Here is a 25,936-nt window from a genome sequence, read left to right on the forward strand (position 1 = left end):
TGAATCCGCAGGGTATGACTATATTGATGATAAACCAGCCGACGCACAGGCCGCTAATTTATTTGAAATGGGGCGGGTAGGCAGCAAAAACAAGGGGCGCCCAATCGGCGCCCCTGGAGATAATTATGCGTCGAACGGGTCGCGCAGAATCATCGTCTCGGTACGGTCAGGACCGGTAGAGATAATATCAACCGGTACGCCGGTCAGCTCTTCAATACGCGCGATGTAGTTCAGCGCCGCCTGCGGCAGGCCGCTGCGCTCTTTCACGCCGAAGGTGGTTTCGGACCAGCCCGGCATGACTTCGTAGATCGGCTCAATGCCTTCCCAGTTGTCGGCTGCCAGCGGAGTGGTGGTCACTTCGCGGCCGTCCGGCAGACGGTAAGCTACGCAGATTTTAACTTCTTTCAGGCCGTCCAGCACGTCCAGCTTGGTCAGGCAGAAGCCGGACAGGGAGTTGATCTGCACCGCGCGACGGATCGCCACGATATCCAGCCAGCCGGTACGACGACGACGGCCGGTAGTGGCGCCGAATTCGTTACCCTGCTTGCACAGGAACTCGCCGATGTCATCAAACAGCTCGGTCGGGAACGGACCTGCCCCTACGCGAGTAGAGTAAGCTTTGATGATACCCAGAACGTAATCCACATAACGCGGACCCAGGCCGGAGCCGGTTGCCACGCCACCTGCGGTGGTGTTGGAGGAGGTTACGTACGGATAGGTACCGTGGTCGATATCCAGCAGAGTGCCCTGCGCGCCTTCGAACATCACGAAGTCGCCACGCTGACGCGCCTGATCCAGCAGATCGGAGACGTCTACAACCATCGCCGTCAGGATGTCGGCAATCGCCATCACGTCATCAAGGACTTTTTGATAATCAACCGCTTCCGCTTTGTAGAAGTTCACCAGCTGGAAGTTGTGATATTCCATCACTTCTTTCAGTTTGTCAGCGAAGGTGGCTTTATCAAACAGGTCACCCACGCGCAGACCGCGGCGAGCGACTTTATCTTCGTAAGCAGGCCCGATGCCGCGACCGGTGGTACCGATAGCTTTCGCACCGCGTGCTTTTTCACGCGCAACGTCCAGCGCAACGTGATAATCGAGGATAAGCGGACAGGCTTCGGACAGCAGCAGACGCTCACGGACAGGGATACCACGGTCTTCCAGTCCTTTCATTTCTTTCATCAGCGCAGCCGGAGACAGCACAACACCGTTACCGATGATGCTGGTGACATTTTCGCGGAGAATACCTGATGGAATAAGATGCAGGACGGTTTTTTCACCGTTGATTACGAGAGTATGGCCTGCGTTGTGACCACCCTGGTAGCGCACAACATATTTAGCCCGTTCAGTCAGGAGATCGACGATCTTCCCTTTACCTTCGTCACCCCATTGGGTGCCCAGTACGACGACGTTGTTGCCCATTTTTCAAAATCACCGTTTGCTTAAAAATGGATTCTACCATCGCTTTTTCAGAGTTACAGCACTTTTTGCACTCAATATCAGCCAGGTCTGGCCATTTTTTGATCAGCCCAGTGATTTCGTCAACATGTAGTAGATGACTATCCCGGCAACCACAAGACCGCCGCCAAAACGGCGTAATAAATTATCCGGCAACTGGCTCATTGTGGCGATCATTCGACGCCAGGCGCGCGGATAAAGCAGCGGACCCAGCCCTTCAAGTACTAAAACCAGCGCCAGTGCCAGCCAGATTGTTGAGTTCATGATTAACCTTTAGAGAGAAACGAAACCCGCATCGCCGCAGAGCATCAGGGACTGAGTCATGATGCTTTTTGCCCGTGTTGCATATTGTCCGGCATTTCGCGTTGATTATGCACTTTTTTTGCAGAAAAAACGTATAACACATTGTGTTAAGAGTTATTTCTGGAATTAAAAATATAAAAAAGGCGCCTTTCTCAAGGCGCCTTTTCGCTGACTAAATCGCTTATTTGCGAGCGGAGTCAGGTGACTTCATGTAGCGGAAGAAATCGCTGTCCGGGCTGAGAACCATCACATCCTGGTTACCCTGGAAGCTGTTCTCATAGGCGCGCAGGCTACGGATAAAGGCATAGAAGCCCGGATCCTGGCTAAACGCATCGGCAAACAGCTTGGCCGACTCTGCATCGCCTTCACCACGCATGATGCGGCCCTGGCGCTCGGCTTCAGCCAGCGTCTTGGTCACTTCATAGTCCGCGGTAGCGCGCAGCTTCTCAGCCTCTTCCTGGCCCTGTGAACGGTGGCGACGGGCAACCGCTTCACGCTCAGCGCGCATACGGTTATAAATCGCTTCAGAGACTTCGGCCGGCAGGTTGATCTGCTTGATTCGTACGTCGACGACTTCAATACCCAGCGCCGCCATACTGTTCGGGTTAACAACCGGAACCTTGCCGTTAGTTTCTGCCGATACGCGCTCCGCCGCTTTGGCGATAGCGTCGTCAGCGGCCGGCGTGCTGACTTCATCTTCGGTGCCCGCTGAGCCGGAGTTCAGCGCATCGCGCACTTCCAGCGTCAGACGACCGCGGGAATCGGTTACGATATCCTTCACGTCCAGACGACCAATCTCAGAACGCAGACGGTCAGAGAATTTACGCTTCAGCAGCACCTCGGCCTGGGAGACGTCGCCGCCGCCGGTAGCCAGATAGTAACGGCTGAAGTCGCTGATACGCCACTTGATGTAGGAGTCGACGATCAGGTCTTTCTTCTCTTTGGTAACAAAGCGATCGGCCTGGTTATCCATGGTCTGAATACGCGCATCGAGCGTTTTCACGGACTCAATGAACGGGATCTTGAAGTGCAGACCCGGCGAATAGACCAGCGGTTTATTTTCGCTATCGCGCAGTACCTTACCAAAACGCAGCGTAATACCGCGCTCGCCCTCTTTAACCACAAAGATAGACATGTAAAGCACTACCAGCACGATGGCAATAATCGCAATTACAGGTTTACGCATCGTTATTCCCCCTGACGCTGGTAGTCGTTACGCTGCGCGTTAGCGCGACGTTGGTCCATAATGTTGCCATCCGTAGTGGTCGACGTGGTGCTGGCGCTGCTTGAGCTGGAAGCAGGCGGCAGGCGCAGCAGATCGTTCGCACCGCTGCTATTGCCCTTTGCTGCCGGCGTACCGGCGCCTTTCAGCATCTGGTCCAGAGGCAGAACCATCAGATTGCCGCCCTTATCGTTAACCAGCACTTTGCGGGTATGGCTCAGCACTTTTTCCATGGTTTCGATATACAGACGCTCACGGGTAATCTCCGGCGCGGCTTTGTACTCAGGCAGGATCTTCGCAAAGCGCGCGACCTCACCCTGAGCTTCAAGAACGGTCTGAGTCTTGTACGCACGCGCCTCTTCGAGGATACGCTGCGCTGCACCGTTAGCTCGCGGCTGCACTTCGTTGGTATAAGCTTCGGCTTCACGGATGTACTGCTGCTCGTTCTCACGCGCGGCAATCGCATCATCAAACGCGGCCTTCACCTCTTCCGGCGGACGTGCCGTCTGGAAGTTGACGTCCAGCAGGGTAATACCCATGTCGTACGGGCGAATCGTCTCTTCCAGCTCGCGCTGAGTATCGCTACGAATCACGGTACGGCCTTCAGTCAGAATACGGTCCATGGTGTACTTGCCGATAACGCCGCGCAGGGCGCTGTCGGTTGCCTGACGCAGGCTATCGTCGGCGCTGGCAACGCTAAACAGGTAGCGTTCTGGATCGGTTACCCGATACTGCACGTTCATCTCAACGCGCACGACGTTTTCATCAGACGTCAGCATGACGCCAGAAGCCGCCAGTTCACGTACCGATTCAACGTTGACTGCCTGAACGTTATCGATAAAGGTTGGCTTCCAGTTAAGACCCGGCTCAACCAGATGGCTGAATTTACCAAAGCGAGTCACCACACCACGTTCCGCTTCCTTGATGGTATAGAAACCGCTGGCTGCCCAGATAATAACGGCGGCTGCGGCAACGATGCCGACAATGCGTCCGCCCATAGGCCCGCGAGGTCCCTGAGAGCCGCTAGCGCCTCCCTGTCCCCCTTTGCCGCCGCCGAGACCGCCAAGTTTTTTACTTAACTTGCGGAAGATATCATCCAGATCGGGCGGCCCCTGCTCGCGACCACCTTTATTGCCATTTCCCCCGGAGTTGCCGCCTTGGTTATTGCTGCTCCCCCACGGGTCGCGGTCCTGTCCGTTATTACCGGGCTGATTCCACGCCATGTATATGCTCCATATTTGTTTTTGATATCCCCACAGGGGTTAATATCTTCAGGCAAGCTGCAAGGTCAAATCACGTAATCAACCAGCGCTGGCTCTTGTTTACAGAGGCGACGCCAGTCAACGATCGGCATGCGCACCTGCAGACTCACGCTGCCGTCATCCTCCAGCCACTCTTTTTCTATCGCCTGAAGCTGATAGAACCGACTTCTCAGTCGCCCTTCCTGCGGCGGTAAGCGCAGCGTGTGCTGAGCCACTTCACCGGAAAGCCGTTCCGTCAAAGCCTGAAAAAGCAGCGGTACCCCAACTCCGGTCTGCGCAGAAAGCCAGACCCGAATCGGTTTATTCTCTTCATCCCGGTCGATACGCGGTTCAAAATCGTCAAGCATGTCGATTTTGTTCATCACCAGCAGCACAGGGATCTCATCGGCCTCGATTTCAGCGAGAACCGTATTCACGGCATCAATGTTTTCCTGCAGACGGACGTCGGCTGCGTCAATCACGTGCAGCAGCAGCGTCGCCTGACGCGTCTCCTGCAGCGTGGCTTTAAACGCGGCGACCAAATCGTGCGGCAGGTGACGAATAAAGCCTACGGTGTCCGCCAGCACGGTTTCACCTACGTCAGTGACGTCGATGCGGCGCAGCGTCGGGTCCAGAGTCGCGAACAGCTGGTCCGCCGCGTAAACCTCAGCTTCGGTTATCTGGTTAAACAGCGTTGATTTCCCGGCGTTGGTGTACCCCACCAGCGACACGGTGGGAATATCGGCTTTGGCTCGTGACCGCCGTCCCTGTTCACGCTGCTTTGATACTTTTTCCAGCCGCCCGAGGATCTGCATAATGCGGTTACGCAGCAGTCGACGGTCAGTCTCGAGCTGGGTTTCACCCGGGCCACGCAAACCAATCCCGCCCTTCTGTCTTTCAAGGTGGGTCCAGCCGCGTACCAGGCGCGTCGCCATATGGCGCAGCTGCGCCAGCTCAACCTGCAGTTTCCCTTCGTGGGTGCGCGCTCGCTGGGCGAAAATATCTAAAATAAGTCCTGTACGATCGATAACCCGGCATTCGCACAGCTGCTCCAGGTTGCGTTCCTGGGCTGGGCTCAGGGCATGATCGAACAGCACGACCGACGCGCCAGTCGCTTTTACGGCTTCCGCAATTTCGACAGCCTTACCTTCACCAACAAAATATTTCGGGTGCGGTGCTTTACGGCTACCGGTAATCACCTGCATTGCTTCGACACCGGCAGAGGAGACCAGGGATTCAAACTCCTGAAGGTCTTCCATATCTTTGTCTTGCGAAAAATAGATGTGTACCAGCACCGCCTGCTCACCGGCATCATAACGGTCAAACAAGCGTAAACCCCTTCTAAAATACCAGCGGGGAACAGAGTCACTCGTGGTCTTTCTGGCTGCGTGAGTATTGGCCTTACTCGTTTACCCCAGCCATTTACGGCTGTAAACGCCTGGGGATTCACTACATACCGCCTTTCTGCAACCCAAACTCATAGAGTAAAATCTGGCTCCCCGCCTGGAAAAACAGCATTAACCTTATTCGGCGTCTTCGCTGTCTTGCTGCGGCGCAGAAGAACCCTGCGCGCTACCACCGTGGTGATAGTTGCTTGTACCGCCGCCAGCATTATTGCTGTGGTGAGACACCGGGCGAGACGGAACAACGGTAGAAATTGCGTGCTTGTAGACCATCTGGCTGACCGTGTTCTTCAACAGGATCACGAACTGATCGAAAGACTCAATTTGCCCTTGCAGCTTAATACCATTCACCAAATAAATAGAAACCGGAACGCGTTCCCGACGCAAAGCGTTCAGGAACGGATCTTGTAAAGATTGCCCCTTAGCCATTCTCTCTTTTCCTTATATGTATGCTTGTTTTGTACTCAGAACCTTACGATTCTTAAAAAAAATTACGCACGATACCGTTTAATTGTACACGTTCAGTCCTGGCTCGCACCAACTACCTGTAATACTTTGTTGAGCGCCTGTTCAGGTTGTTCACTGTCTAACCAGTGAATATCTTCCCAGCCGCGCAACCAGGTTATCTGACGCTTGGCTAACTGTCTCGTGGCGCAAACACCTCGATAAACCATTTCATCATACGGGATCTCGCCATCAAGGTATGACCACATCTGGCGATATCCTACACAACGAATGGAAGGCATATCCGTATGCAAATCTCCGCGGGCAAATAGCGCCCGTACTTCTGCTTCAAAACCCGAAGCTAACATCTGATGAAAACGCTGTTCTATGCGCTGATGGAGCAGTTCCCGGCTCGCCGGGGCGATGGCGAACTGATGCACCTTGTACGGCAGAGCGTCTCCCGACGTTTGCGTCAGTTCCGTTAAAGTTTTACCCGAAATGAAAAAAACTTCCAGTGCTCGGGAAAGTCTTTGCGGATCATTTGGATGAATACGCGCGGCGGCGACGGGATCGATCTCCTGTAGCTGCCGGTGCAGTGCGTGCCACCCCTGCTCTGCTGCCTGTTGCTCAATCTTTGCTCTGACCTCGGGATCTGCCGACGGTAGCGGCGAAAGCCCTTCCAGCAACGCTTTGAAATACAACATTGTTCCGCCAACCAGTAGCGGAATACGCCCGGCAGCGACGATATCCGCCATTTCTGCCAGCGCATCGCGACGAAAGTCCGCCGCGGAGTAAGCCTCTGCCGGGTCGAGAATATCCAGCAGTCGATGCGGCGCTGCGCTCAGCTCTGCCGCATCCGGCTTGGCCGTACCAATGTCCATTCCACGATAGATAAGGGCGGAATCGACACTAATCAACTCTACCGGTAAAATTTTACGCAAAGCAATGGCCAGCGCCGTTTTACCGGAGGCCGTTGGGCCCATTAAAAATATTGCCTTAGGCAGGCTCGCCTCAGTTACATCACTCATCTTTCAGGGCATTCATCGCCGAATTCAGGTCAACGGGTTGTAACAGGCCACCCGGCGGAGCTTTTACCAGCTGCGGACATAAACGCTCTACGTCCGCCAGCACGCTAATCGCCTGCGCCATATTCCACTGCGCGTGCTCGCTCGCCAGATTGCGCGCGATCCACTGCGCGATGTCACCGACGTCAAATGCGTTTCGCTGCGCCAGGTAGCCTATCAGTTCAGGAATCAAGATTTGTAAATTTTGTTGTCTTAAGGGTAAAGGCACCGCGCGAACCGTTAAATGCTGCGCATCTGACTGCAGATCGATACCCAAAGTCACCAGCGCCGCCTGCGCTTTCGCCAGCGCGTCCTTTTCCGCGCCCGAGACCTTTAGCCGCAGCGGGATCAGCAGCGGCTGTCCGCATACCGGCTCCCCGGCGGGCGTCAGCTGGGCCTGACGCAGCCAGCGTTCGGCCACCGGCAGCGCCAGAAGCGCCAGCCTGCCGTTGCGCTCCAGCAGCGCGCAATCACCCTCAACGATGGTCAGCACGCGGCCAAAGCTTTGGCTGTGCCCGGATAAACCTTCCGCCGCGGGCGCCGGGGCGCTACTTTTACGCTCGGCGGCCGGCGTCTCGAGCAGCTGACGATACAGGGCCCCCTGCTGCTTTTGGTATCCCGGCTGCGCGTGCGGCCAGCCGGCGCCGCCTCCGCCAGACGAGCTGGAAGGCTCGCGCGGCGTTTCGCGGCCGTAGCGCGCGGCGGCTGGCTCTCGTGCGGAAACCGGCTGAGCAAAATGGTTAGCGCCGGCCGCGATCCGATTCTCCGGTATCTGCAGACGCGGCGGCTGGCCCTCATCCTCTCCCGCCAGCGGCGCGCTGAGCTGCTGCTGGAGAACGCTGAGCACCCCTTGATAGATAAAATCATGGACCAGCCGGGACTGGTGAAAACGCACTTCATGCTTCGCCGGGTGGACGTTGACATCCACCTGGTGCGGGTCAATCTCAAGGTACAGGACAAAAGCCGGCTGCTGATCGGCCCCGAGCTTATCTTCACAGGCCTGGCGAATAGCGTGGTTGATCAGCCGATCGCGCATCATACGGCCGTTGACGTAGCAGTACTGGATCTCCGCCAGCGCCGGATTGGTATGCAGCGGATCGGCCACCCAGCCGCTGAGGGTCAGATCGCCGTGCTGCCACTCAATCGCCAGCGCCTGCTCAAGGAACGGCGTACCGCAGATAGCCCCCAGCCGCCGCTCGCGCTGTCCGCCCGCGGGTACGGCGCGATACTGGCGCATCGCCTTGCCGTTATGGCTGAGATTAATCGTGACGTCGAAACGCGCCAGCGCGATGCGGCGGACGATTTCATCGATGTGGTTGAATTCCGTCTTTTCGGTACGCATAAACTTGCGGCGTGCCGGGGTGTTATAGAACAGATCCAGCACTTCCAGCGTGGTGCCGACCGGGTGCGCCGCTGGCTTGACGGTCACGTCCTGATCGCGCCCTTCGGCGTAGGCCTGCCAGGCCTCCTGCTGCTCCGCCGTGCGGGAGGTCAGGGTCAGCCGCGCCACCGAGCTGATACTGGCCAGCGCTTCCCCGCGAAAGCCAAGGCTGATAATGGCTTCCAGATCGTCAAGAGAGGCAATTTTACTGGTGGCGTGGCGAGCCAGCGCCAGCGCCAGCTCGTCCTTTTTGATGCCGCAGCCGTTGTCCCGAATGCGGATAAGCTTCGCGCCGCCGCGTTCGATATCAATATCAATTCGGGTCGCGCCGGCATCAAGGCTGTTTTCGACCAGCTCCTTAACCACCGACGCCGGACGTTCCACCACCTCCCCTGCGGCAATCTGGTTGGCGAGCTGCGGCGGCAGAACCTGAATCGGCATGACTGACTCCTTAATTTATCAACGTCCTGCCAGGCGACGCGGCGCTGGCCGTTTGTGCGGGCTCGCCGCGCGGGGCTGATTGCAGCGGGTGCTGCATAAAGTAATTACGCAGACCGTTATAAATCGCTTCGGCAAGCTGCTGCTGATAGTTGTCGCTGGCCAACAGCCGCTCTTCGCCGGTGTTGCTGATAAAGCCGGTTTCGACGAGGATCGACGGAATATCCGGCGAACGCAGCACGCCAAGGCTGGCGTGTTCAGGACGGCGCTTGTGGAGATCGCCGACCCGCTGCAGCTGGCTCAATACGTTAGTCGCCACATCATACCCGACGCGCTGGGAATGGCCGAACTGTAAATCCAGCACCGCCTGACTCAGGTAGGGGTCCGACTGGCTGTTCGCCAGCACGTCGCCCGCGCCGCCGAGCAGCTCGGACTGCTTCTCATGCTGCTCAAGCCAGCCCGCCATTTCGCTATTGGCGCGACGGTTAGACAGCACCCATACCGACGCGCCGGTCGCGTCACGGTTCGGCGCCGCATCGGCGTGAATCGACACCAGGAAGTTGGCATTTTGCTTACGGGCGACGTCAGAACGACCCATCACCGAAATAAAGTAGTCGCCGTCGCGGGTCAGCACCGGCTTGAACAGCGGATCGGCGTTCAGCAGCGTACGCAGCTTGCGGGCAATCGCAATCGTCACGTTCTTCTCTTTGGTACCATCCGGGCCGATCGCGCCCGGATCCTGGCCGCCGTGGCCGGCGTCGATCGCAATAATGACCTTATCGTCCGTCGCCACCGCGCGCGCGGCCGGCCGCGTCACGGGCTGACTCTCGGTCATCACCGTTTGCCGTTCGTTACCGGATGACTTAAACGGGTTGCGCGCCGGCGCCACCGGCACCGGACGTGGGGCGATCGTCGGCGTCTCCACCCGCTTCACGACCGCCGGAGGCGGTGGAGGCGGCGGCGGAACGTCGGCGTTAATCGTGAACACCACGGTATAATTAGAGCCGTTTTGCTGCTTCACCGCGCGGGTTTTCCCGTCTTCCGTCAGGTCCACCAGCAGGCGCAGAGACTGGGTATCCTGCGCGGCGCCCGCGCGAATGCTTTTCACCAGGTTGCTGCCGCTAAACAGCAGCGGTAATCCCTGCAGGGTGCCGGTCTGCTTGATATCCAGCGCCACCGTGCGTTTGCCCTGCGGGCTAAAGGAGTATTCGGGATCGCCGATAAAGCTAATGGTAATACGGGCCTGCCGATCTCCGTTAGAGACCTGGATATCGGATAAACTTGCCGCAAGGGTCTGCATGCTAAACAGCATCAGCGCAGCGGCCAGCCAGGGGGTTATGCGATATTTCATCCCGCGATCCTTCAGGCTAAACGCGCCAGTAAAGACTCACCCAATGAGGAGACTGCCGTTACGCGCGCCTCACGCCCTTGTGCCTGATACTCAAGATGAATTTCGACATCCGGCTCGGGCAGCACGCCCGCGCCCTGCTGCGGCCATTCAACCAGGCAGATAGCATCGTCAGTAAAATAGTCGCGGATCCCCATAAACTCGAGCTCTTCGGGGTCCGCCAGGCGGTAGAGATCAAAGTGATACACCATCAGGTTTTCGAGGGTGTACGGCTCCACCAGCGTGTAGGTAGGACTTTTGACATTCCCGCGGTGGCCGAGTGCGTGTAAAAAGCCGCGGCTGAAGGTAGTTTTACCCGCGCCTAAATCGCCATACAGATAGATGACCGTGGCGCCCGTGCAGAGCCGTGCAATGCGGTTGCCAAGGTCCAGGGTTGCCTGCTCGTCGGGTAAAGGAATCACTCGGTTAATCATGGTCTACGTCAATCACATCCGGGTTAACAACACGCCTGAGCGTGGAAAAGAGATCGGTCGCCAGCATCCCACGGGTGCCATCTCTGGCAGCCAGTCGGTCTGCGGCTTCGCCGTGCGCCACGCAACCGGCGCAGGCAGCATCATACGGCGTCAGCTTTTGCCCTAACAGAGCGGCAATAATGCCGGTGAGCACATCGCCCATTCCGCCGCTGGCCATACCGGCATTGCCGGCATCGATAATACCCATCTCGCCTGCTTCACTGGCCACCACCGTCCCCGCGCCTTTCAGCACAACCACGCCACCATAACGTTTTACCAGACGTTGAGCAGAATGTAAGCGATCGCTTTCAATTTCTGCCACGCTGCAGTCAAGCAGGCGGGCGGCTTCGCCGGGGTGTGGCGTCAGCACGCGATTGTGACGTTTATCGGCATTGATTGCCAGCAGGTTCAACGCATCCGCATCCCACACCATCGGTTTCGTAAAGCTCTCCAGCTGGCGTAGCGCCCGCGTCGCCCATTCGCTTTGACCGAGTCCCGGCCCGATCGCCACCACATCAGCCCACTGCAGGCTGTCATCGAGGCTCTGCGGCGTGAGCGCATCCACCATCAGCTCCGGCCTGGCGGTAATAATCGGGGCAATATTTTCCGGATGAGTCAACACCCGCACGAGCCCCGCTCCCGCCCGCAGCGCCGCTTCTCCGGCCATCCTGATGGCGCCAGCGGTGCCGCGGTCGCCGCCAACGATCGCCAGCCTGCCGTGATCGCCTTTATGGGAGGTCGCGCGGCGCGCCGGCAGCCAGCCCGCCAGCTGCGAGGCATCAAAGCGCGCCAGCGGGAACCGTTGTCCGGCAAGCCAGCCGTCGAGGCCCAGGGAGTGGTAGTGCAGCTGACCCACCGCGTCGCGGGCTTTACCGGTCAGCAGCCCCGGCTTGAGGGCGATAAACGTTAGCGTGTGCGCCGCGTGGATCGCCGCTCCCGGCGTGGTTCCGGTCTGCGCATGGAGCCCGGAGGGGATATCCAGCGCGACTATCGGCGCCGGATGCGCATTGGCGCGCGCGATAAGCTCGGCGGCAGGCCTGCGCGGGGCGCTGCGCAGGCCGGTGCCCAGCAGTCCGTCAATAATCAGCGAGATCGCTTCCGGCCAGGCGATATCCGCCGCGTGGATCGTCCCGCCGGCGTTGAGCCACTCTTCGCGTGCGGCGTGCGCCTCCTCCGGCAGCGGCTTCTCGCTCTCCAGCGCCAGCAGCGTCACCTCAATCCCTTCCGCCTGCGCCAGGCGTGCAACTACGTAGCCGTCGCCGCCGTTGTTGCCGTGGCCGCAAAGAATCAGCCAGTTCTGGCTACCAGGGTAGCGGCCGCGCGCCAGCTGGAAAGCCGCTTCGCCGGCCCGGCGCATGAGCTCAAAGAGGGTCAGCCCGAGGCTATCGGCAGCCTCTTTTTCCGCCCGCCGGAGCGCCTCTGCAGGGCAGATGAAGTGTGGTATACTGACAGGGTTTTTCGTCATTGTATGGTCCATCATGTTACAGCCCCTCGATCTCAATAAGTTAGCGCAACAAATCAAGCAATGGGGCACTGAACTCGGGTTCCAGCAGGTGGGTATTACCGATACCGATCTCAGCGTCAGCGAACCCAAACTGCAGGCATGGCTGGACAAACAGTACCACGGAGAGATGGAGTGGATGGCGCGCCACGGCATGATGCGCGCGCGCCCTCATGAGCTTCTTCCCGGTACGTTACGCGTCATCAGCGTACGGATGAACTACCTGCCCGCGAATGCCGCTTTTGCCCGCACCCTGAAAGATCCCGCGCTTGGCTACGTAAGCCGTTATGCCCTTGGGCGTGATTATCATAAGCTGCTACGTAACCGCCTGAAAAAACTCGGTGAGATGATCCAGGAACAGTGTGCTTCGCTGAATTTTAGACCGTTTGTCGATTCCGCGCCTGTTCTGGAGCGTCCTTTAGCGGAAAAAGCGGGCCTTGGCTGGACGGGCAAGCACTCGCTGATTATTAACCGCGACGCCGGCTCGTTCTTTTTCCTCGGCGAGCTGCTGGTGGATATTCCCCTGCCCGTCGATCGTCCGGTCGCCGAAGAGTGCGGGCGCTGCGTCGCCTGCATGACGATCTGCCCGACCGGCGCCATCGTCGAGCCCTATACCGTCGACGCCCGCCGCTGTATCTCCTATTTGACCATTGAGCTGGAAGGCGCGATCCCCGTCGAGTTCCGCCCGCTGATCGGCAACCGCATATACGGCTGCGACGACTGCCAGCTGATTTGCCCGTGGAACCGCTTTTCCCAGCTTACCGATGAAGAGGATTTCAGCCCGCGCAAAGCGCTGCATGCCCCGCCGCTGGTGGAGCTGTTTGCCTGGAGTGAGAGTCATTTTCTGAAGGTGACCGAAGGATCGGCAATTCGCCGCATCGGCCATCTGCGCTGGTTACGCAATATTGCCGTGGCGCTGGGAAATGCGCCGTGGGATGAAGCGCATCTCAAGGCGCTGGAAAGCCGCCGGGGCGAGCACCCGCTTCTCGATGAGCATATCGAGTGGGCAATAGATCAGCAAATCGCCAGGCGTAGCGCCGGCGCGGTTGAGGTGCAGTTGCCGAAGAAACAGCGGCTGGTCAGGGTGGTCGAAAAAGGTCTTCCGCGAGACGCCTGATTCATTCACAGGCTGTGAATAAAAACAAAAACACATTGCGTTTCAACATGCACACGAACGTCAAGTGATCGTATTAACACTTTGAAATGAAATTTTATCGTTAAATTTCAATGAGATGAATTGATACTATTCAAAAGTCGAAGTTTTTCCGCAACGCGTCGTTTGCATTTAACCTGTGGATAACTCTGTTTACAGTATTTTCCGGTATTCAACGGAAGGCATCCCCGGCGCGCTATTGCACTGTGGATAAATTGAGTATGAGGAAGAAATTTGGAGCGGGAAACGAGACTCGAACTCGCGACCCCGACCTTGGCAAGGTCGTGCTCTACCAACTGAGCTATTCCCGCTTGGGTGTGGTAACTATCAAATTTGGAGCGGGAAACGAGACTCGAACTCGCGACCCCGACCTTGGCAAGGTCGTGCTCTACCAACTGAGCTATTCCCGCTTAATCTTCGTCTTTCAACCTGCCGCTACCTGAGTAGCTTTACCGCAAGCCGAAATCCTGTGATTAGGATAGTGCCTTTCAAATTTTGGAGCGGGAAACGAGACTCGAACTCGCGACCCCGACCTTGGCAAGGTCGTGCTCTACCAACTGAGCTATTCCCGCGTACTTCTTGCCATATTTCTATGGCGTCGTGATTTGCATTTCTGCTTCGTCACGGGAGGCGCATTATACGAGAATTCGATTTAGCTGCAACCCCCCTGCGAGCACTTTTTTTCTATTTTTGTCTGAATGGACGTTTTATCGCCAGATAGCGCCCTGAATTGTATAAATAAGCAGCGTATAAGGCAAAATAACTTTTTCCGACCTTGTTAAAGGCGCAAAATCGCCCCGCTCTGCGGGTATGATCACCCCATAGACGGTCAACAACAATGACAAACAGGGAAATTAAAATGAAAAAGACGCTCTCCGTCCTGCTGCTGATCACGCTAGCTATGGGAACGGCATCGGCAACGACGCTGCATTTTGGCACTACGACGGCCAATCCGCCCTTTGAAACCGTCAACGCGAAAAATCAGCCGGCCGGTTTTGATATCGATCTTGCCCGGGCGCTCTGTAAACAGATGCAGGCCGAGTGCACGTTTACGCCGCAAAGCTTCGATACCCTCATCCCGGCGCTGCGCTTTAAGAAATTCGACGCCATCATCGCCGGCATTGAGATCGTCCCGATGCGCGAAAGGCGGGTCGCCTTCACTCAGCCCTATCGCCAGCAGCTCTCCGGCGTGGTTGTCAGCGCAAAGAATAGCGCCCAGGGTTTTGCTGACCTGAAGGGTCAAAAGATTGGCGTCGCTAAAGGCAGCATTCATCAGCGCTACCTGCACGATAAGCAAAAACAGGTGAGCGTCGTCGCTTACGAGAGCGATGCCGCCGCGTTCAGCGCGCTGAAAGAGGGGAGCGTTAACGGGGTAATGAGCGATCGCGCCGGCGCCGAGACGTGGCTGCAGGAGAATCCTGACTACGCCATCATCGACGAGCAGGCAACCGACGCCAAATATTATGGTAAGCAGCTGGCGATCGCGGTGCGTCAGGATGACCCGGAACTGCTCAACGCGCTGAATGCCGCGCTGGAGGTCGTCAAGGCCTCCCCGGAATTCGGGCAAATGGAGCAGAAGTGGTTTAAATAGCTGGCCTGCCGCCGGGGCCTGTGATCCCAGCGGCACGATAAGAGCTTAACGTTACAGCTTGATAAAGTGCTCGCGGTAGTAGGACAGCTCCGCCACCGATTCGCGAATGTCATCCATCGCCTGATGGGTGCCCTGCTTTTTAAAGCCATCGAGGACTTCCGGCTTCCAGCGGCGCGCCAGCTCTTTTAGGGTGCTGACGTCGAGGTAGCGGTAGTGAAAGTACGCTTCCAGCTCGGGCATGTACTTAAAGAGAAAGCGGCGGTCCTGACCAATGCTGTTGCCGCAAATCGGTGATTTACCCGCGGGTACCCACTGCTTGAGGAATTCGATAGTCGCCAGTTCGGCCTCGCGATCGCCCTGGGTGCTGGCCTTGACGCGCTCCACCAGCCCGCTGCCGGTATGCGTGCGCACGTTCCACTCGTCCATCAGCGCCAGCTGCGCGTCAGACTGGTGTACCGCAATGGTCGGCCCTTCCGCCAGAATGTTCAGGTTTGCATCGGTCACCAGGGTGGCGATTTCGATAATGCGATCGCGCTCCGGATCCAGCCCCGTCATTTCAAGATCGATCCAAATCAGGTTGTTTTCATCTGCACTCATGCTATTTTCCACCCTTCTTGCGTGACTATATTCATCTAAAATAGCGTGTATCATAGAGGTTTTGCCCCTACAGGGCGACCAGGAGCCAGTTCGATTGAGTAAAAATAAACTCTCCAAAGGCCAACAGCGCCGCGTGAAGGCCAACCACCAGCGCCGCCTGAAAACGACTTCGGAGAAGGCCGACTACGATGACAATCTGTTTGGCGAGACCTCCGAAGGCGTCGTCATTAGCCGCTTCGGCATGCATGCCGACGTTGAATCCGTTGACGGTGGCGTTCACCGCTGCAACATTCGCCGGACAATCCGTTCGCTGGTCACCGGCGACCGCGTGGTCTGGCGCCCGGGCAAAGACGCCGCTGACGGCGTTAGAGTAAAAGGTATCGTTGAGGCCGTGCACGAGCGGACCTCAGTCCTGACGCGTCCGGATTTCTATGATGGCGTGAAGCCCATCGCCGCCAACATCGATCAGATAGTCATCGTTTCCGCGATTTTACCGGAGCTGTCGTTAAACATTATTGACCGCTATCTGGTGGCGAGCGAAGCGCTGGACGTCGAGCCGCTGATTGTGCTTAACAAGATTGACCTGCTGGACGAGGACGCCTTAGCGTTCGTCAACGAGCAGATGGATATCTACCGCAAAATTGGCTATCCCGTGCTGATGGTATCGAGCCGGACCCAGGACGGGCTGAAGCCGCTTGAAGAGGCCCTCACCGGCCGCATCAGCATCTTTGCCGGACAGTCAGGGGTGGGGAAATCCAGCCTGCTGAACGCGCTGCTGGGCCTGGGTGACGATCTGATCCTGACCAACGACGTCTCGGACAACTCGGGCCTCGGCCAGCACACCACCACCGCCGCGCGCCTCTACCATTTCCCGCACGGCGGCGACGTGATCGACTCCCCCGGCGTGCGTGAATTTGGCCTCTGGCATCTTGATGCGGAACAAATCACCCACGGTTTTGTCGAATTTCACGATTATTTAGGCCGTTGCAAATACCGCGACTGCAAGCATGATACCGATCCGGGCTGCGCGATTCGCGAAGCGGTTGAAAACGGCAGCATCAACGCGCGCCGTTTTGAAAACTACCACCGTATTCTGGAAAGCATGAACGAAGTGCAGGTAAAAACGCGTAAAAGCTTTTCATCATCCGATGACTGACATTTAAGCTGAGCATCGCTATACGCTTCATCCTTCAGCCTGCCTCTGCGCTGGCGACGCACGTCTCCCCGGCAATGCTGCCGGGGATTCGCAGACCGGCCGCCGAGATGCAGCCCGGATGAGTTTAGGTATAGAATCGACCCTTTTTTCAGATCCCCGACGCGTTGCGGGGGTCAGGAACGATAAATAATGGCCTGGAGGCTACCTTGTTAAACGATCTGAAACTTTCGCTGCAATACATTCTGCCTAAACTGTGGCTTACCCGCCTCGCAGGCTGGGGTGCGAGCAAACGAGCGGGTTGGCTGACGAAGCTGGTCATCGACCTGTTCGTGAAGTGCTACAAGGTCGATATGAAAGAGGCGCAGAAGCCCGATACCGCCAGCTACCGCACCTTTAACGATTTCTTTGTGCGCCCACTGCGTGATGAAGCGCGTCCGCTCAACACCGACCCGAACGTGCTGGTGATGCCTGCCGATGGCGCCATTAGCCAGCTGGGCGCTATCGAAGACGATAAAATCCTGCAGGCCAAAGGCCACAACTACACCCTGGAAGCGCTGCTGGCCGGCAACTACCAGATGGCAGAGCTGTTCCGCAACGGTAACTTCGCCACCACCTATCTGTCGCCGCGTGACTACCACCGCGTCCACATGCCGTGTAACGGTATTCTGCGCGAAATGATCTACGTTCCGGGCGATCTGTTCTCCGTTAACCACCTGACCGCGCAGAACGTGCCGAATCTGTTCGCCCGCAACGAGCGCGTCATCTGCCTGTTCGATACTGAGTTCGGTCCGATGGCGCAAATTCTGGTCGGTGCGACCATCGTTGGCAGCATTGAAACCGTATGGTCCGGTACCGTGACTCCGCCGCGTGAAGGCGTGATTAAGCGCTGGACCTGGCCGGCGGGCGACAATGAAGGCTCCATTGCCCTGCTGAAAGGCCAGGAGATGGGTCGCTTCAAGCTCGGTTCGACGGTGATCAACCTGTTTGCGCCGGGCAAGGTTAAGCTACTCGAGGAGCTGCAGAACCTCTCCGTCACTAAGCTTGGTCAGCCGCTGGCGACCGCCGTTGAGACCATGTCCACGACCGAAGGCGCCGCCAGCATTCTGGGCGACGATTCGCAAGACGAAGGTCAATAGCTGAAAAAAAGGGTTATGCCGTGCGCCTGATATATATTTTCCTGCTGGCCTGGAGCCTCAGTCTGGGGGCGTACGCAGCGACAGCCCCCGACGCTAAACAGATAGCTCAGGAACTGGAACAGGCGAAGGCGGCAAAACCCGCCCAGCCTGGTACCGTTGAAGCGCTGCAGTCCGCGCTGAACGCGCTCGAGGAGCGTAGCGCTTCCCTCGAGCGCACGCGCCAGTACCAGCAGGTTATCGATAACTTCCCCAAGCTGTTCCAGACCCTGCGCTCGCAGATCAACAACCTGGCCGATGAACCGCGCCAGGTATCAACGACGCTCTCCACCGATGCCCTGAATCAGGAAATCCTGCAGGTCAGCAGCCAGCTGCTCGAAGCCAGCCGTCAGGCCCAGCAGGAGCAGGAGCGCGCCCGCGATATCGCCGATTCGCTAAACCAGCTTCCGCAGCAGCAAACCGACGCCCGCCGTCAGCTGAACGACGTTGAGCGCCGCGTTGGCACGCAGACCAGCAATACCCCGCTGGCGCAGGCGCAAAATCTCAGCCTGCAGGCGGAATCCGCGCGCCTGAAGGCGCTGGTCAACGAGCTGGATCTGGCGCAGCTCTCCGCCAACAATCGCCAGGAGTTGTCGCGCATGCGCGCCGATCTGGCGCAAAGACAGAGCAAGCTGCTCGACGGCTACCTGCAGGCTCTGCGTAATCAGCTCAACAGCCAGCGCCAGCGCGAAGCCGAAAAGGCGCTGGAAAGCACCGAGCTGCTGGCGGAGAACAGCGAAAACCTGCCGCCGGAGCTGATGGCGCAGTTTAAAATTAACCGCGAGCTGTCGCAGGCCCTGAACCAGCAGGCTCAGCGCATGGACCTGGTGGCTTCCCAGCAGCGTCAGGCCTCCAACCAGACGCTCCAGGTTCGCCAGGCGCTCAATACGCTACGCGAGCAGTCGCAGTGGCTGGGCGCCTCCAGCCTGCTGGGCGAAGCGCTACGCGCCCAGGTCGCCCGCCTGCCGGAGACACCAAAACCCCAGCAGCTGGATACCGAGATGGCCCAGCTGCGGGTGCAGCGGCTGCGCTTTGAGGACCTGCTCGGCAGCCAGACGCAGCTCCGCCAGCTGCGCCAGGCCGACGGCCAGGAGCTGACCAGCGAGCAGAATCGCATTCTTGAGGCGCAGCTGCGCACGCAAAGCGAGCTGCTCAACTCGCTGCTGCAGGGCGGCGATACGCTGATTCTGGAGCTGACCAAGCTCAAGGTGGCCAACGGTCAGCTTGAGGACGCCCTGAAAGAGATGAACGAAGCGACCCACCGCTATCTGTTCTGGACCTCGGACGTCAGCCCTATCGGTTTTTCATGGCCGCTGGAAATTGCTCACGATCTGCGCCGCCTGGTCTCTCTCGACACCGTTAGCCAGCTCGGCAAAGCCAGCGCGATGATGTTAACCAGCAAGGAGACGCTGCTGCCGCTGTTTGGCGCGCTGATTCTGGTCGGTTTCAGCATCAGCTCGCGTCGCCACTTCACCCGCTTCCTGGAGCGTTCCAGCGCCCGCGTGGGCAAAGTAACCCAGGATCATTTCTGGCTCACCCTGCGCACCGTGTTCTGGTCGATTCTGGTGGCCTCGCCGCTGCCGGTATTGTGGATGACGCTCGGCTATGGCCTGCAGTCCGCCTGGCCCTTCCCGCTGGCGGTCGCCATCGGCGAAAGCGTCACCGCCACGGTGCCGCTGCTGTGGGTGGTGATGGTTTGCGCGACCTTTGCGCGTCCGAACGGCCTGTTTATCGCCCACTTCGGCTGGCCGCGTAGCCGGGTCACCAAGGCCATGCGCTACTACCTGATGAGCATCGGGCTGATCGTCCCGCTGATTATTGCGCTGATCATGTTCGATAACCTCAACGACCGTGAGTTCTCGGCCTCCCTCGGCCGCCTGTGCTTCCTGCTGATTTGCGGGGCGCTGGCGCTGGTCACCCTGAGCCTCAAGCATGCCGGTATTCCGCTGTATCTCGATAAGTCGGGAAGCGGCGATAATATGGTTAACCGCATGCTGTGGAACCTGCTGCTGGGCGCGCCGCTGATTGCCATGCTGGCGGCGGCCATTGGCTACCTGGCGACCGCCCAGGCGCTGCTGGCCAGGCTGGAAACGTCGGTGGCGATCTGGTTCTTACTGCTCGTGGTCTATCACATCATCCGCCGATGGATGCTGATCCAGCGCCGCCGGCTGGCCTTCGATCGCGCCAAGCATCGCCGGGCAGAAATTCTGGCCCAACGCGCGCGCGGCGAAGATGAGGCCGCGCACTCCAGCAGCCCTGAAGGGTCTGCGGAAATCGAAGTCAGTGAAATCGATCTCGATGCGATCAGTATCCGGTCGCTGCGGCTGGTACGCTCGCTGCTGATGCTGGTCGCCCTGGTCTCGGTGATCGTCCTGTGGTCAGAAATCCATTCGGCGTTTGGCTTCCTCGAGAATATCTCGCTGTGGGACGCGACCTCGACGGTACAGGGCGTTGAAAGCATCGAGCCGATTACGCTTGGAGCAGTGCTGATCGCGATTCTGGTGCTGATTATCACCACCCAGCTGGTGCGCAACCTCCCTGCCCTGCTGGAGCTGGCGATTCTGCAGCACCTGGACCTCACGCCGGGCACCGGCTACGCGATCACCACCATTACCAAATACCTGCTGATGCTGATTGGCGGCCTGGTGGGCTTCTCGATGATTGGCATTGAGTGGGCGAAGCTGCAGTGGCTGGTAGCGGCTCTCGGCGTCGGCCTCGGTTTTGGCCTGCAGGAGATCTTTGCCAACTTTATCTCGGGCCTGATTATTCTCTTTGAAAAGCCGATACGTATTGGCGATACGGTGACCATCCGCGATCTGACCGGCAGCATCACCCGCATCAACACCCGCGCCACGACCATCAGCGACTGGGACCGGAAAGAGATTATCGTGCCGAATAAGGCGTTCATCACCGAGCAGTTTATCAACTGGTCGCTGTCTGACTCCGTCACCCGCGTGGTGCTGACGGTGCCGGCCCCGGCGGATGCGAATACCGAAGAGGTTACGCAGATCCTGATTAACGCCGCCCACCGCTGTTCGCTGGTTATCGATACGCCAGCGCCGGAGGCCTTCCTCGTCGATCTGCAGCAGGGGATTCAGATTTTCGAGCTGCGTATTTACGCCGCCGAGATGGGTCACCGCATGCCGCTGCGCCACGAGATCCATAAGCTGATTCTGGCAGGCTATCGCGAACACGGTATCGATATGCCGTTCCCACCGTTCCAGATGCGTCTGGAGAGCATTGACGGCAGGAAGAGCAGCAGAGCAATGACCTCAGCAGGGAAATCCAGCCGCACGGCGGGCAGCCTGTAGGTTCAACCTGGCCGGCGGCTCGTGCGCCGGCTAGGTCCGCTCTCTGACCCGGGATGGTCGAAGAGAGACTCGGGCCGGTCAGGCGCGATCGACGGTAAAGGCGATAACCTCGCCGATGCTTTCGGCACCCAGCGCCAGCATCACCACGCGATCGACGCCCAGCGCCACGCCGGAGCAGTCCGGGAGGCCCGCCTTCAGGGCTTCCAGCAGATTGCCGTCAATTGGCTGCTGCGGCAGGCCGCGGGCCGCACGCTTGCGGTTATCCTGCTCGAAACGCTGCTGCTGTTCGCGGGCATCGGTCAGCTCGTGGAAGCCGTTCGCCAGCTCAATTCCCTTGTAATAGACCTCAAAGCGCTCCGCAACGCGGTGATCTTCGGTGCTGATCTGCGCCAGCGACGCCTGGCTTGCCGGGAAGTGATAGATAAAGCTCGGACGGTCCTTGCCGATATGCGGTTCGACGCCCATGGTAAACAGCAGCTGCAGCAGCGTATCCTTATCTTCTTCCGTATCGGCGATATTGCTCAGGTCGAGCTTCGCCGCCGCTTCGCGCAGCTGCGTCTTATCGGCCGACAGCGGATCGAGCTCAAGATGGCGCAGGAACGCCTGCTGATAGGAGAGGCTTTCCGCCGGCTGGCACTCCAGCACCTGCTGCAGTAAATCATCGACTTCGTTAATCAGACGATACATGTCATAGCACGGACGATACCACTCCAGCATGGTGAATTCCGGGTTGTGGTGACGCCCCATCTCTTCATTGCGGAAGCTGCGGCACAGCTGGAATACCGGGCCACAGCCCGCGGCCAGCAGGCGCTTCATATGGTATTCCGGGCTGGTCATCAGATACAGATCCATCCCCTGAGAGTAGCCGGGGCCGACGAAACGGGTCTGGAACGGAAACAGGTGAATATCCGTTACCGTTGCCTGGCTCATGCAGGGCGTCTCCACCTCCAACACGCCGCGGTCGGTAAAGAAACGACGAATTTCCGCCATCACAGCCGCGCGTTTTAACAGGTTTGGGATCGACGCGCTCGGCTGCCAGGTTGCCGTTTCACTCATGGTACTTTCTCCGATTTCATACAAGGGCACGAAGTCTACTCGTAACCGGCGAGTGAGACAAATTTTGTGCCAACGGCCCCTAAAGGCATACCGGAAATTTTTAACCACCAGAAAGCATAAATAGTGCTGATAAATCACCGCACATATCGATAAAAAAATCGAACACGTCAATTTTCCCTACCGACCCTAAGGCTATACTTCTTTACCTATAAAGGAGCAGTGACACATTTTCGCCAGCCCGGCGGCGAAATAAACAAAAACTGGAGGAATGTCGTGCAAACTTTTCAAGCCGATCTTGCCGTAATTGGCGCTGGCGGAGCAGGTCTTCGCGCTGCAATCGCCGCAGCGCAGGCTAATCCAAATGCCAAAATCGCACTGATTTCAAAAGTCTATCCTATGCGCAGCCACACGGTTGCGGCTGAAGGTGGCTCCGCCGCCGTGACGCAGGATCATGACAGCTTTGAGTACCATTTTCACGACACCGTCGCCGGCGGCGACTGGCTTTGTGAGCAGGATGTCGTCGACTATTTCGTCCATCATTGCCCGACGGAAATGACCCAGCTTGAACAGTGGGGATGCCCGTGGAGCCGCCGTCCGGACGGGAGCGTCAACGTCCGCCGCTTCGGTGGGATGAAGATCGAACGCACGTGGTTTGCCGCGGATAAAACCGGCTTCCATATGCTGCACACCCTGTTCCAGACCTCCCTTCAGTTCCCGCAAATCCAGCGTTTCGACGAGCATTTCGTCCTCGATATTCTGGTCGACGATGGCCAGGCGCATGGCCTGGTGGCGATGAACATGATGGAAGGTTCGCTGGTACAAATCCGCGCTAACGCGGTGGTGATGGCCACCGGCGGCGCAGGACGCGTCTATCGCTACAACACCAACGGCGGCATCGTCACCGGCGATGGGATGGGCATCGCGCTCAGCCACGGCGTTCCGCTGCGCGATATGGAGTTCGTGCAGTATCACCCGACCGGCCTTCCCGGCTCCGGTATTCTGATGACGGAAGGCTGCCGTGGCGAAGGCGGTATTCTGGTCAACAAGGACGGCTACCGCTACCTGCAGGATTACGGCATGGGCCCGGAAACGCCGCTCGGCGAGCCGAAAAACAAATATATGGAGCTCGGCCCGCGCGATAAGGTCTCTCAGGCCTTCTGGCACGAATGGCGTAAAGGCAACACCATTCCAACGCCGCGCGGCGACGTGGTTTACCTCGACCTGCGCCACTTAGGCGAGAAAAAGCTGCTGGAGCGTCTACCGTTTATCTGCGAACTGGCGAAGGCCTACGTCGGCGTTGATCCGGTTAAAGAGCCCATTCCCGTGCGCCCAACCGCGCACTACACCATGGGCGGCATCGAAACCGACCAGAGCTGTGAAACCCGCATCAAGGGGCTGTTCGCCGTGGGCGAATGCTCATCGGTCGGCCTTCACGGCGCCAACCGCCTTGGCTCCAACTCGCTGGCAGAGCTGGTGGTCTTTGGCCGCCTCGCCGGCGAGCAGGCCATCAGGCGAGCGGCGGAGGCTAAAGAAGCCAACGTAGGCGCGCTGGATGCGCAGACCGCCGACGTAGAAAAACGCCTGAAAGAGCTCATGAATCAGGAAGGCAACGAGAACTGGGCGAAGATCCGCGACGAGATGGGCCTGTCGATGGAAGAAGGCTGCGGGATCTACCGCACGCCGGAGCTGATGCAAAAAACCGTCGATAAGCTGGCCGAGCTGCAGGAGCGCTTCAAGCGCGTACGCATTACCGACAGCTCCAGCGTGTTCAATACCGACCTGCTGTATACCATCGAGCTGGGTCACGGACTGAACGTGGCGGAATGTATGGCCCACTCTGCCCTTGCGCGTAAAGAGTCCCGCGGCGCGCACCAGCGCCTGGATGAAGGCTGCACCGAGCGTGACGACGTCAATTTCCTCAAGCATACGCTCGCATTCCGCGATGCCGATGGCACCACGCGCCTTGAGTACGGCGATGTGAAGATCACCACTCTGCCGCCGGCAAAACGCGTATATGGCGCAGAATCGGAAGCAGCCGAGAAGAAGGAGACGACCAATGGCTGAGATGAAGACCCTGAAAATCGAGGTGGTGCGCTACAACCCGGAAGTGGACACCGCACCGCACAGCGCGTTCTATGAGGTTCCTTACGACGAGCAGACCTCACTGCTCGACGCCCTGGGCTATATCAAAGACAACCTCGCGGCGGATCTCAGCTACCGCTGGTCCTGCCGCATGGCGATTTGCGGCTCCTGCGGGATGATGGTCAACAAGGTGCCGAAGCTGGCGTGTAAAACCTTCCTGCGTGAATACACCAAGGGCATTAAGGTCGAAGCGCTGGCTAACTTCCCGATCGAGCGCGATCTGGTGGTCGATATGACCCACTTTATCGAGAGCCTGGAAGCGATTAAGCCCTATATTATCGGCAATTCGCGTACCCCGGACCAGGGGCCAAACAAGCAAACTCCGGCGCAGATGGCGAAATACCATCAGTTCTCCGGCTGCATCAACTGCGGCCTGTGCTACGCCGCCTGCCCGCAGTTTGGCCTTAACCCTGAGTTTATCGGCCCGGCGGCGATCACCCTCGCCCATCGCTACAACGAGGACAGCCGCGACCACGGTAAAAAGGAGCGCATGGCGCAGCTTAACGGTCAGAACGGCGTCTGGACCTGTACCTTCGTGGGCTACTGCTCGGAAGTCTGTCCGAAGCACGTCGACCCGGCAGCCGCCATTCAGCAGGGCAAGGTAGAGAGCTCGAAAGACTTTCTTATCGCCACCCTGAAACCACGCTAAGGAGTGCATTATGACGACTAAACGCAAGCCCTACGTGCGGCCGATGACGTCCACCTGGTGGAAGAAGCTGCCGTTTTATCGCTTCTACATGCTGCGTGAAGGAACGGCGGTACCGGCAGTCTGGTTCAGCATCGTCCTGATTTATGGCCTGTTTGCTCTCAAGCACGGGGCGGAAAGCTGGGCGGGATACGTTGGCTTTCTGCAAAATCCGGTGGTGGTGATCCTCAACCTGATCGCCCTCGGTGCAGCGCTGCTGCACACCAAAACCTGGTTTGAGCTGGCGCCGAAAGCCGCCAATATTATTGTCAAAGGCGAGAAAATGGGGCCAGAGCCGGTTATTAAAGGGCTGTGGGTGGTCACTGCGGTAGCAACCGTGGCGATCCTGTTTATCGCCCTGTTCTGGTAAGGAGGCTGGAATGATCAATCCCAACCCAAAACGTTCCGATGAACCGGTATTCTGGGGGCTGTTTGGCGCCGGCGGCATGTGGAGCGCCATTATTGCTCCGGTGATGATACTGCTGGTCGGTATCCTGCTGCCGCTGGGCCTGGCGCCCGCTGACGCCTTCAGCTACGAACGCGTGCTCGGCTTTGCCCAGAGTTTTATTGGCCGGGCATTTATCTTCCTGATGATCGTCCTGCCGCTGTGGTGTGGGCTACACCGCATTCATCACGCCATGCACGACCTGAAAATTCACGTCCCTAACGGCAAGTGGGTGTTCTACGGCCTGGCCGCCATCCTGAGCGTGGTCACGCTGGTCGGCGTATTATTTATCTAAGCCTCACGATGCCCGGTA

General features: G+C 58.3%; 22 protein-coding genes and 3 tRNA genes. 9 read left to right on the forward strand and 16 right to left on the reverse strand.

Annotated features, from left to right (window positions below):
- Nucleotides 1–123 precede the first annotated feature (123 nt).
- The 11 genes from purA to nnr all read right to left on the reverse strand — a co-directional run bounded on the left by purA (nucleotide 124) and on the right by nnr (nucleotide 12,279).
- Entirely contained in the window at nucleotides 124–1,422 is a 1,299-nt protein-coding gene (gene purA / locus HCK03_RS24060) for an adenylosuccinate synthase (protein WP_041143717.1), read from the reverse strand.
- 102 nt (nucleotides 1,423–1,524) lie between these two features.
- The gene (locus HCK03_RS24065; protein WP_041143716.1) at nucleotides 1,525–1,722 is read right to left on the reverse strand and encodes a DUF2065 domain-containing protein; all 198 of its coding nucleotides are present in this window, start codon (nucleotides 1,720–1,722) and stop codon (nucleotides 1,525–1,527) included.
- Between the two features lie 220 nt (nucleotides 1,723–1,942).
- Nucleotides 1,943–2,947, reverse strand: coding sequence for a protease modulator HflC (gene hflC, locus HCK03_RS24070; protein ID WP_041143715.1), 1,005 nt, complete (start codon nucleotides 2,945–2,947; stop codon nucleotides 1,943–1,945).
- 2 nt (nucleotides 2,948–2,949) lie between these two features.
- The gene (hflK, locus tag HCK03_RS24075) at nucleotides 2,950–4,206 is read right to left on the reverse strand and encodes an FtsH protease activity modulator HflK (RefSeq protein WP_041143714.1); all 1,257 of its coding nucleotides are present in this window, start codon (nucleotides 4,204–4,206) and stop codon (nucleotides 2,950–2,952) included.
- A 65-nt stretch (nucleotides 4,207–4,271) separates the two neighbouring features.
- A complete protein-coding gene (gene hflX / locus HCK03_RS24080) occupies nucleotides 4,272–5,552 on the reverse strand; it encodes a ribosome rescue GTPase HflX (protein WP_041143713.1) in 1,281 nt (426 codons plus the stop codon).
- A gap of 195 nt (nucleotides 5,553–5,747) precedes the next feature.
- Nucleotides 5,748–6,056 carry an RNA chaperone Hfq gene (gene hfq / locus HCK03_RS24085; RefSeq protein ID WP_041143712.1) on the reverse strand — a complete coding sequence of 103 codons (309 nt, stop codon included), beginning with the start codon at nucleotides 6,054–6,056 and terminating at the stop codon, nucleotides 5,748–5,750.
- A gap of 92 nt (nucleotides 6,057–6,148) precedes the next feature.
- On the reverse strand, nucleotides 6,149–7,099 hold the full coding sequence (gene miaA, locus HCK03_RS24090; RefSeq protein WP_045853364.1) for a tRNA (adenosine(37)-N6)-dimethylallyltransferase MiaA: 951 nt from the start codon (nucleotides 7,097–7,099) through the stop codon (nucleotides 6,149–6,151).
- A complete protein-coding gene (gene mutL, locus HCK03_RS24095) occupies nucleotides 7,092–8,957 on the reverse strand; it encodes a DNA mismatch repair endonuclease MutL (protein WP_167692281.1) in 1,866 nt (621 codons plus the stop codon). The genes miaA and mutL overlap by 8 nt, the downstream gene beginning before the upstream one ends.
- 10 nt (nucleotides 8,958–8,967) lie before the next feature.
- On the reverse strand, nucleotides 8,968–10,305 hold the full coding sequence (gene amiB / locus HCK03_RS24100) for an N-acetylmuramoyl-L-alanine amidase AmiB (protein ID WP_041143709.1): 1,338 nt from the start codon (nucleotides 10,303–10,305) through the stop codon (nucleotides 8,968–8,970).
- Between the two features lie 11 nt (nucleotides 10,306–10,316).
- Nucleotides 10,317–10,775, reverse strand: a complete 459-nt coding sequence (tsaE, locus tag HCK03_RS24105) for a tRNA (adenosine(37)-N6)-threonylcarbamoyltransferase complex ATPase subunit type 1 TsaE (RefSeq protein WP_041143708.1) — start codon at nucleotides 10,773–10,775, stop codon at nucleotides 10,317–10,319.
- Nucleotides 10,768–12,279: a bifunctional ADP-dependent NAD(P)H-hydrate dehydratase/NAD(P)H-hydrate epimerase gene (gene nnr / locus HCK03_RS24110; protein ID WP_167692282.1), complete on the reverse strand. Its 1,512-nt coding sequence runs from the start codon at nucleotides 12,277–12,279 to the stop codon at nucleotides 10,768–10,770. Before nnr ends, tsaE begins: the two co-directional genes overlap by 8 nt.
- Nucleotides 12,280–12,292: 13 nt before the next feature.
- On the opposite strand from nnr, the gene queG reads away from it, so the two are divergent.
- Entirely contained in the window at nucleotides 12,293–13,432 is a 1,140-nt protein-coding gene (gene queG, locus HCK03_RS24115; protein WP_115193744.1) for a tRNA epoxyqueuosine(34) reductase QueG, read from the forward strand.
- A 271-nt stretch (nucleotides 13,433–13,703) separates the two neighbouring features.
- On the opposite strand, the gene HCK03_RS24120 is transcribed toward queG, so the two are convergent.
- From HCK03_RS24120 to HCK03_RS24130, 3 genes are all read right to left on the reverse strand, one after another.
- A tRNA-Gly gene (locus HCK03_RS24120) sits at nucleotides 13,704–13,779 on the reverse strand.
- Nucleotides 13,780–13,802: 23 nt separating this feature from the next.
- Nucleotides 13,803–13,878, reverse strand: a tRNA-Gly gene (locus HCK03_RS24125).
- 86 nt (nucleotides 13,879–13,964) lie between these two features.
- A tRNA-Gly gene (locus HCK03_RS24130) sits at nucleotides 13,965–14,040 on the reverse strand.
- 287 nt (nucleotides 14,041–14,327) lie between these two features.
- On the opposite strand from HCK03_RS24130, the gene HCK03_RS24135 reads away from it, so the two are divergent.
- Entirely contained in the window at nucleotides 14,328–15,059 is a 732-nt protein-coding gene (locus tag HCK03_RS24135) for a transporter substrate-binding domain-containing protein (RefSeq protein WP_167692283.1), read from the forward strand.
- A 51-nt stretch (nucleotides 15,060–15,110) separates the two neighbouring features.
- Here HCK03_RS24135 and orn read toward each other — a convergent pair whose 3' ends face one another.
- Entirely contained in the window at nucleotides 15,111–15,656 is a 546-nt protein-coding gene (gene orn / locus HCK03_RS24140) for an oligoribonuclease (RefSeq protein WP_167692284.1), read from the reverse strand.
- 94 nt (nucleotides 15,657–15,750) lie between these two features.
- Between orn and rsgA the strand changes: the two genes are divergently transcribed.
- The 3 genes from rsgA to mscM all read left to right on the forward strand — a co-directional run bounded on the left by rsgA (nucleotide 15,751) and on the right by mscM (nucleotide 21,295).
- A complete protein-coding gene (gene rsgA / locus HCK03_RS24145; protein ID WP_041143703.1) occupies nucleotides 15,751–16,812 on the forward strand; it encodes a small ribosomal subunit biogenesis GTPase RsgA in 1,062 nt (353 codons plus the stop codon).
- Nucleotides 16,813–17,018: 206 nt separating this feature from the next.
- Complete coding sequence (asd, locus tag HCK03_RS24150; RefSeq protein ID WP_167692285.1) at nucleotides 17,019–17,948, forward strand: archaetidylserine decarboxylase; 930 nt, start codon at nucleotides 17,019–17,021, stop codon at nucleotides 17,946–17,948.
- 20 nt (nucleotides 17,949–17,968) lie between these two features.
- Nucleotides 17,969–21,295, forward strand: a complete 3,327-nt coding sequence (mscM, locus tag HCK03_RS24155; RefSeq protein ID WP_041143701.1) for a miniconductance mechanosensitive channel MscM — start codon at nucleotides 17,969–17,971, stop codon at nucleotides 21,293–21,295.
- A gap of 78 nt (nucleotides 21,296–21,373) precedes the next feature.
- Here mscM and epmA read toward each other — a convergent pair whose 3' ends face one another.
- Entirely contained in the window at nucleotides 21,374–22,351 is a 978-nt protein-coding gene (epmA, locus tag HCK03_RS24160) for an elongation factor P--(R)-beta-lysine ligase (RefSeq protein ID WP_167692287.1), read from the reverse strand.
- A 273-nt stretch (nucleotides 22,352–22,624) separates the two neighbouring features.
- On the opposite strand from epmA, the gene frdA reads away from it, so the two are divergent.
- Genes frdA through frdD form a run of 4 tightly spaced genes read left to right on the forward strand, consistent with a single transcriptional unit; the run spans nucleotide 22,625 to nucleotide 25,918 of the window.
- A complete protein-coding gene (frdA, locus tag HCK03_RS24165) occupies nucleotides 22,625–24,415 on the forward strand; it encodes a fumarate reductase (quinol) flavoprotein subunit (RefSeq protein WP_167692288.1) in 1,791 nt (596 codons plus the stop codon).
- Nucleotides 24,408–25,142: a fumarate reductase iron-sulfur protein gene (gene frdB, locus HCK03_RS24170; protein ID WP_041143698.1), complete on the forward strand. Its 735-nt coding sequence runs from the start codon at nucleotides 24,408–24,410 to the stop codon at nucleotides 25,140–25,142. The genes frdA and frdB overlap by 8 nt, the downstream gene beginning before the upstream one ends.
- Before the next feature lie 10 nt (nucleotides 25,143–25,152).
- Nucleotides 25,153–25,548, forward strand: a complete 396-nt coding sequence (gene frdC, locus HCK03_RS24175) for a fumarate reductase subunit FrdC (RefSeq protein ID WP_041143697.1) — start codon at nucleotides 25,153–25,155, stop codon at nucleotides 25,546–25,548.
- Nucleotides 25,549–25,558: 10 nt separating this feature from the next.
- Entirely contained in the window at nucleotides 25,559–25,918 is a 360-nt protein-coding gene (frdD, locus tag HCK03_RS24180; RefSeq protein ID WP_041143696.1) for a fumarate reductase subunit FrdD, read from the forward strand.
- The last annotated feature ends 18 nt before the right edge of the window (nucleotides 25,919–25,936 follow it).

The organism is Klebsiella terrigena (assembly GCF_012029655.1).
Taxonomy (GTDB): Bacteria; Pseudomonadota; Gammaproteobacteria; order Enterobacterales; family Enterobacteriaceae; genus Klebsiella; species Klebsiella terrigena.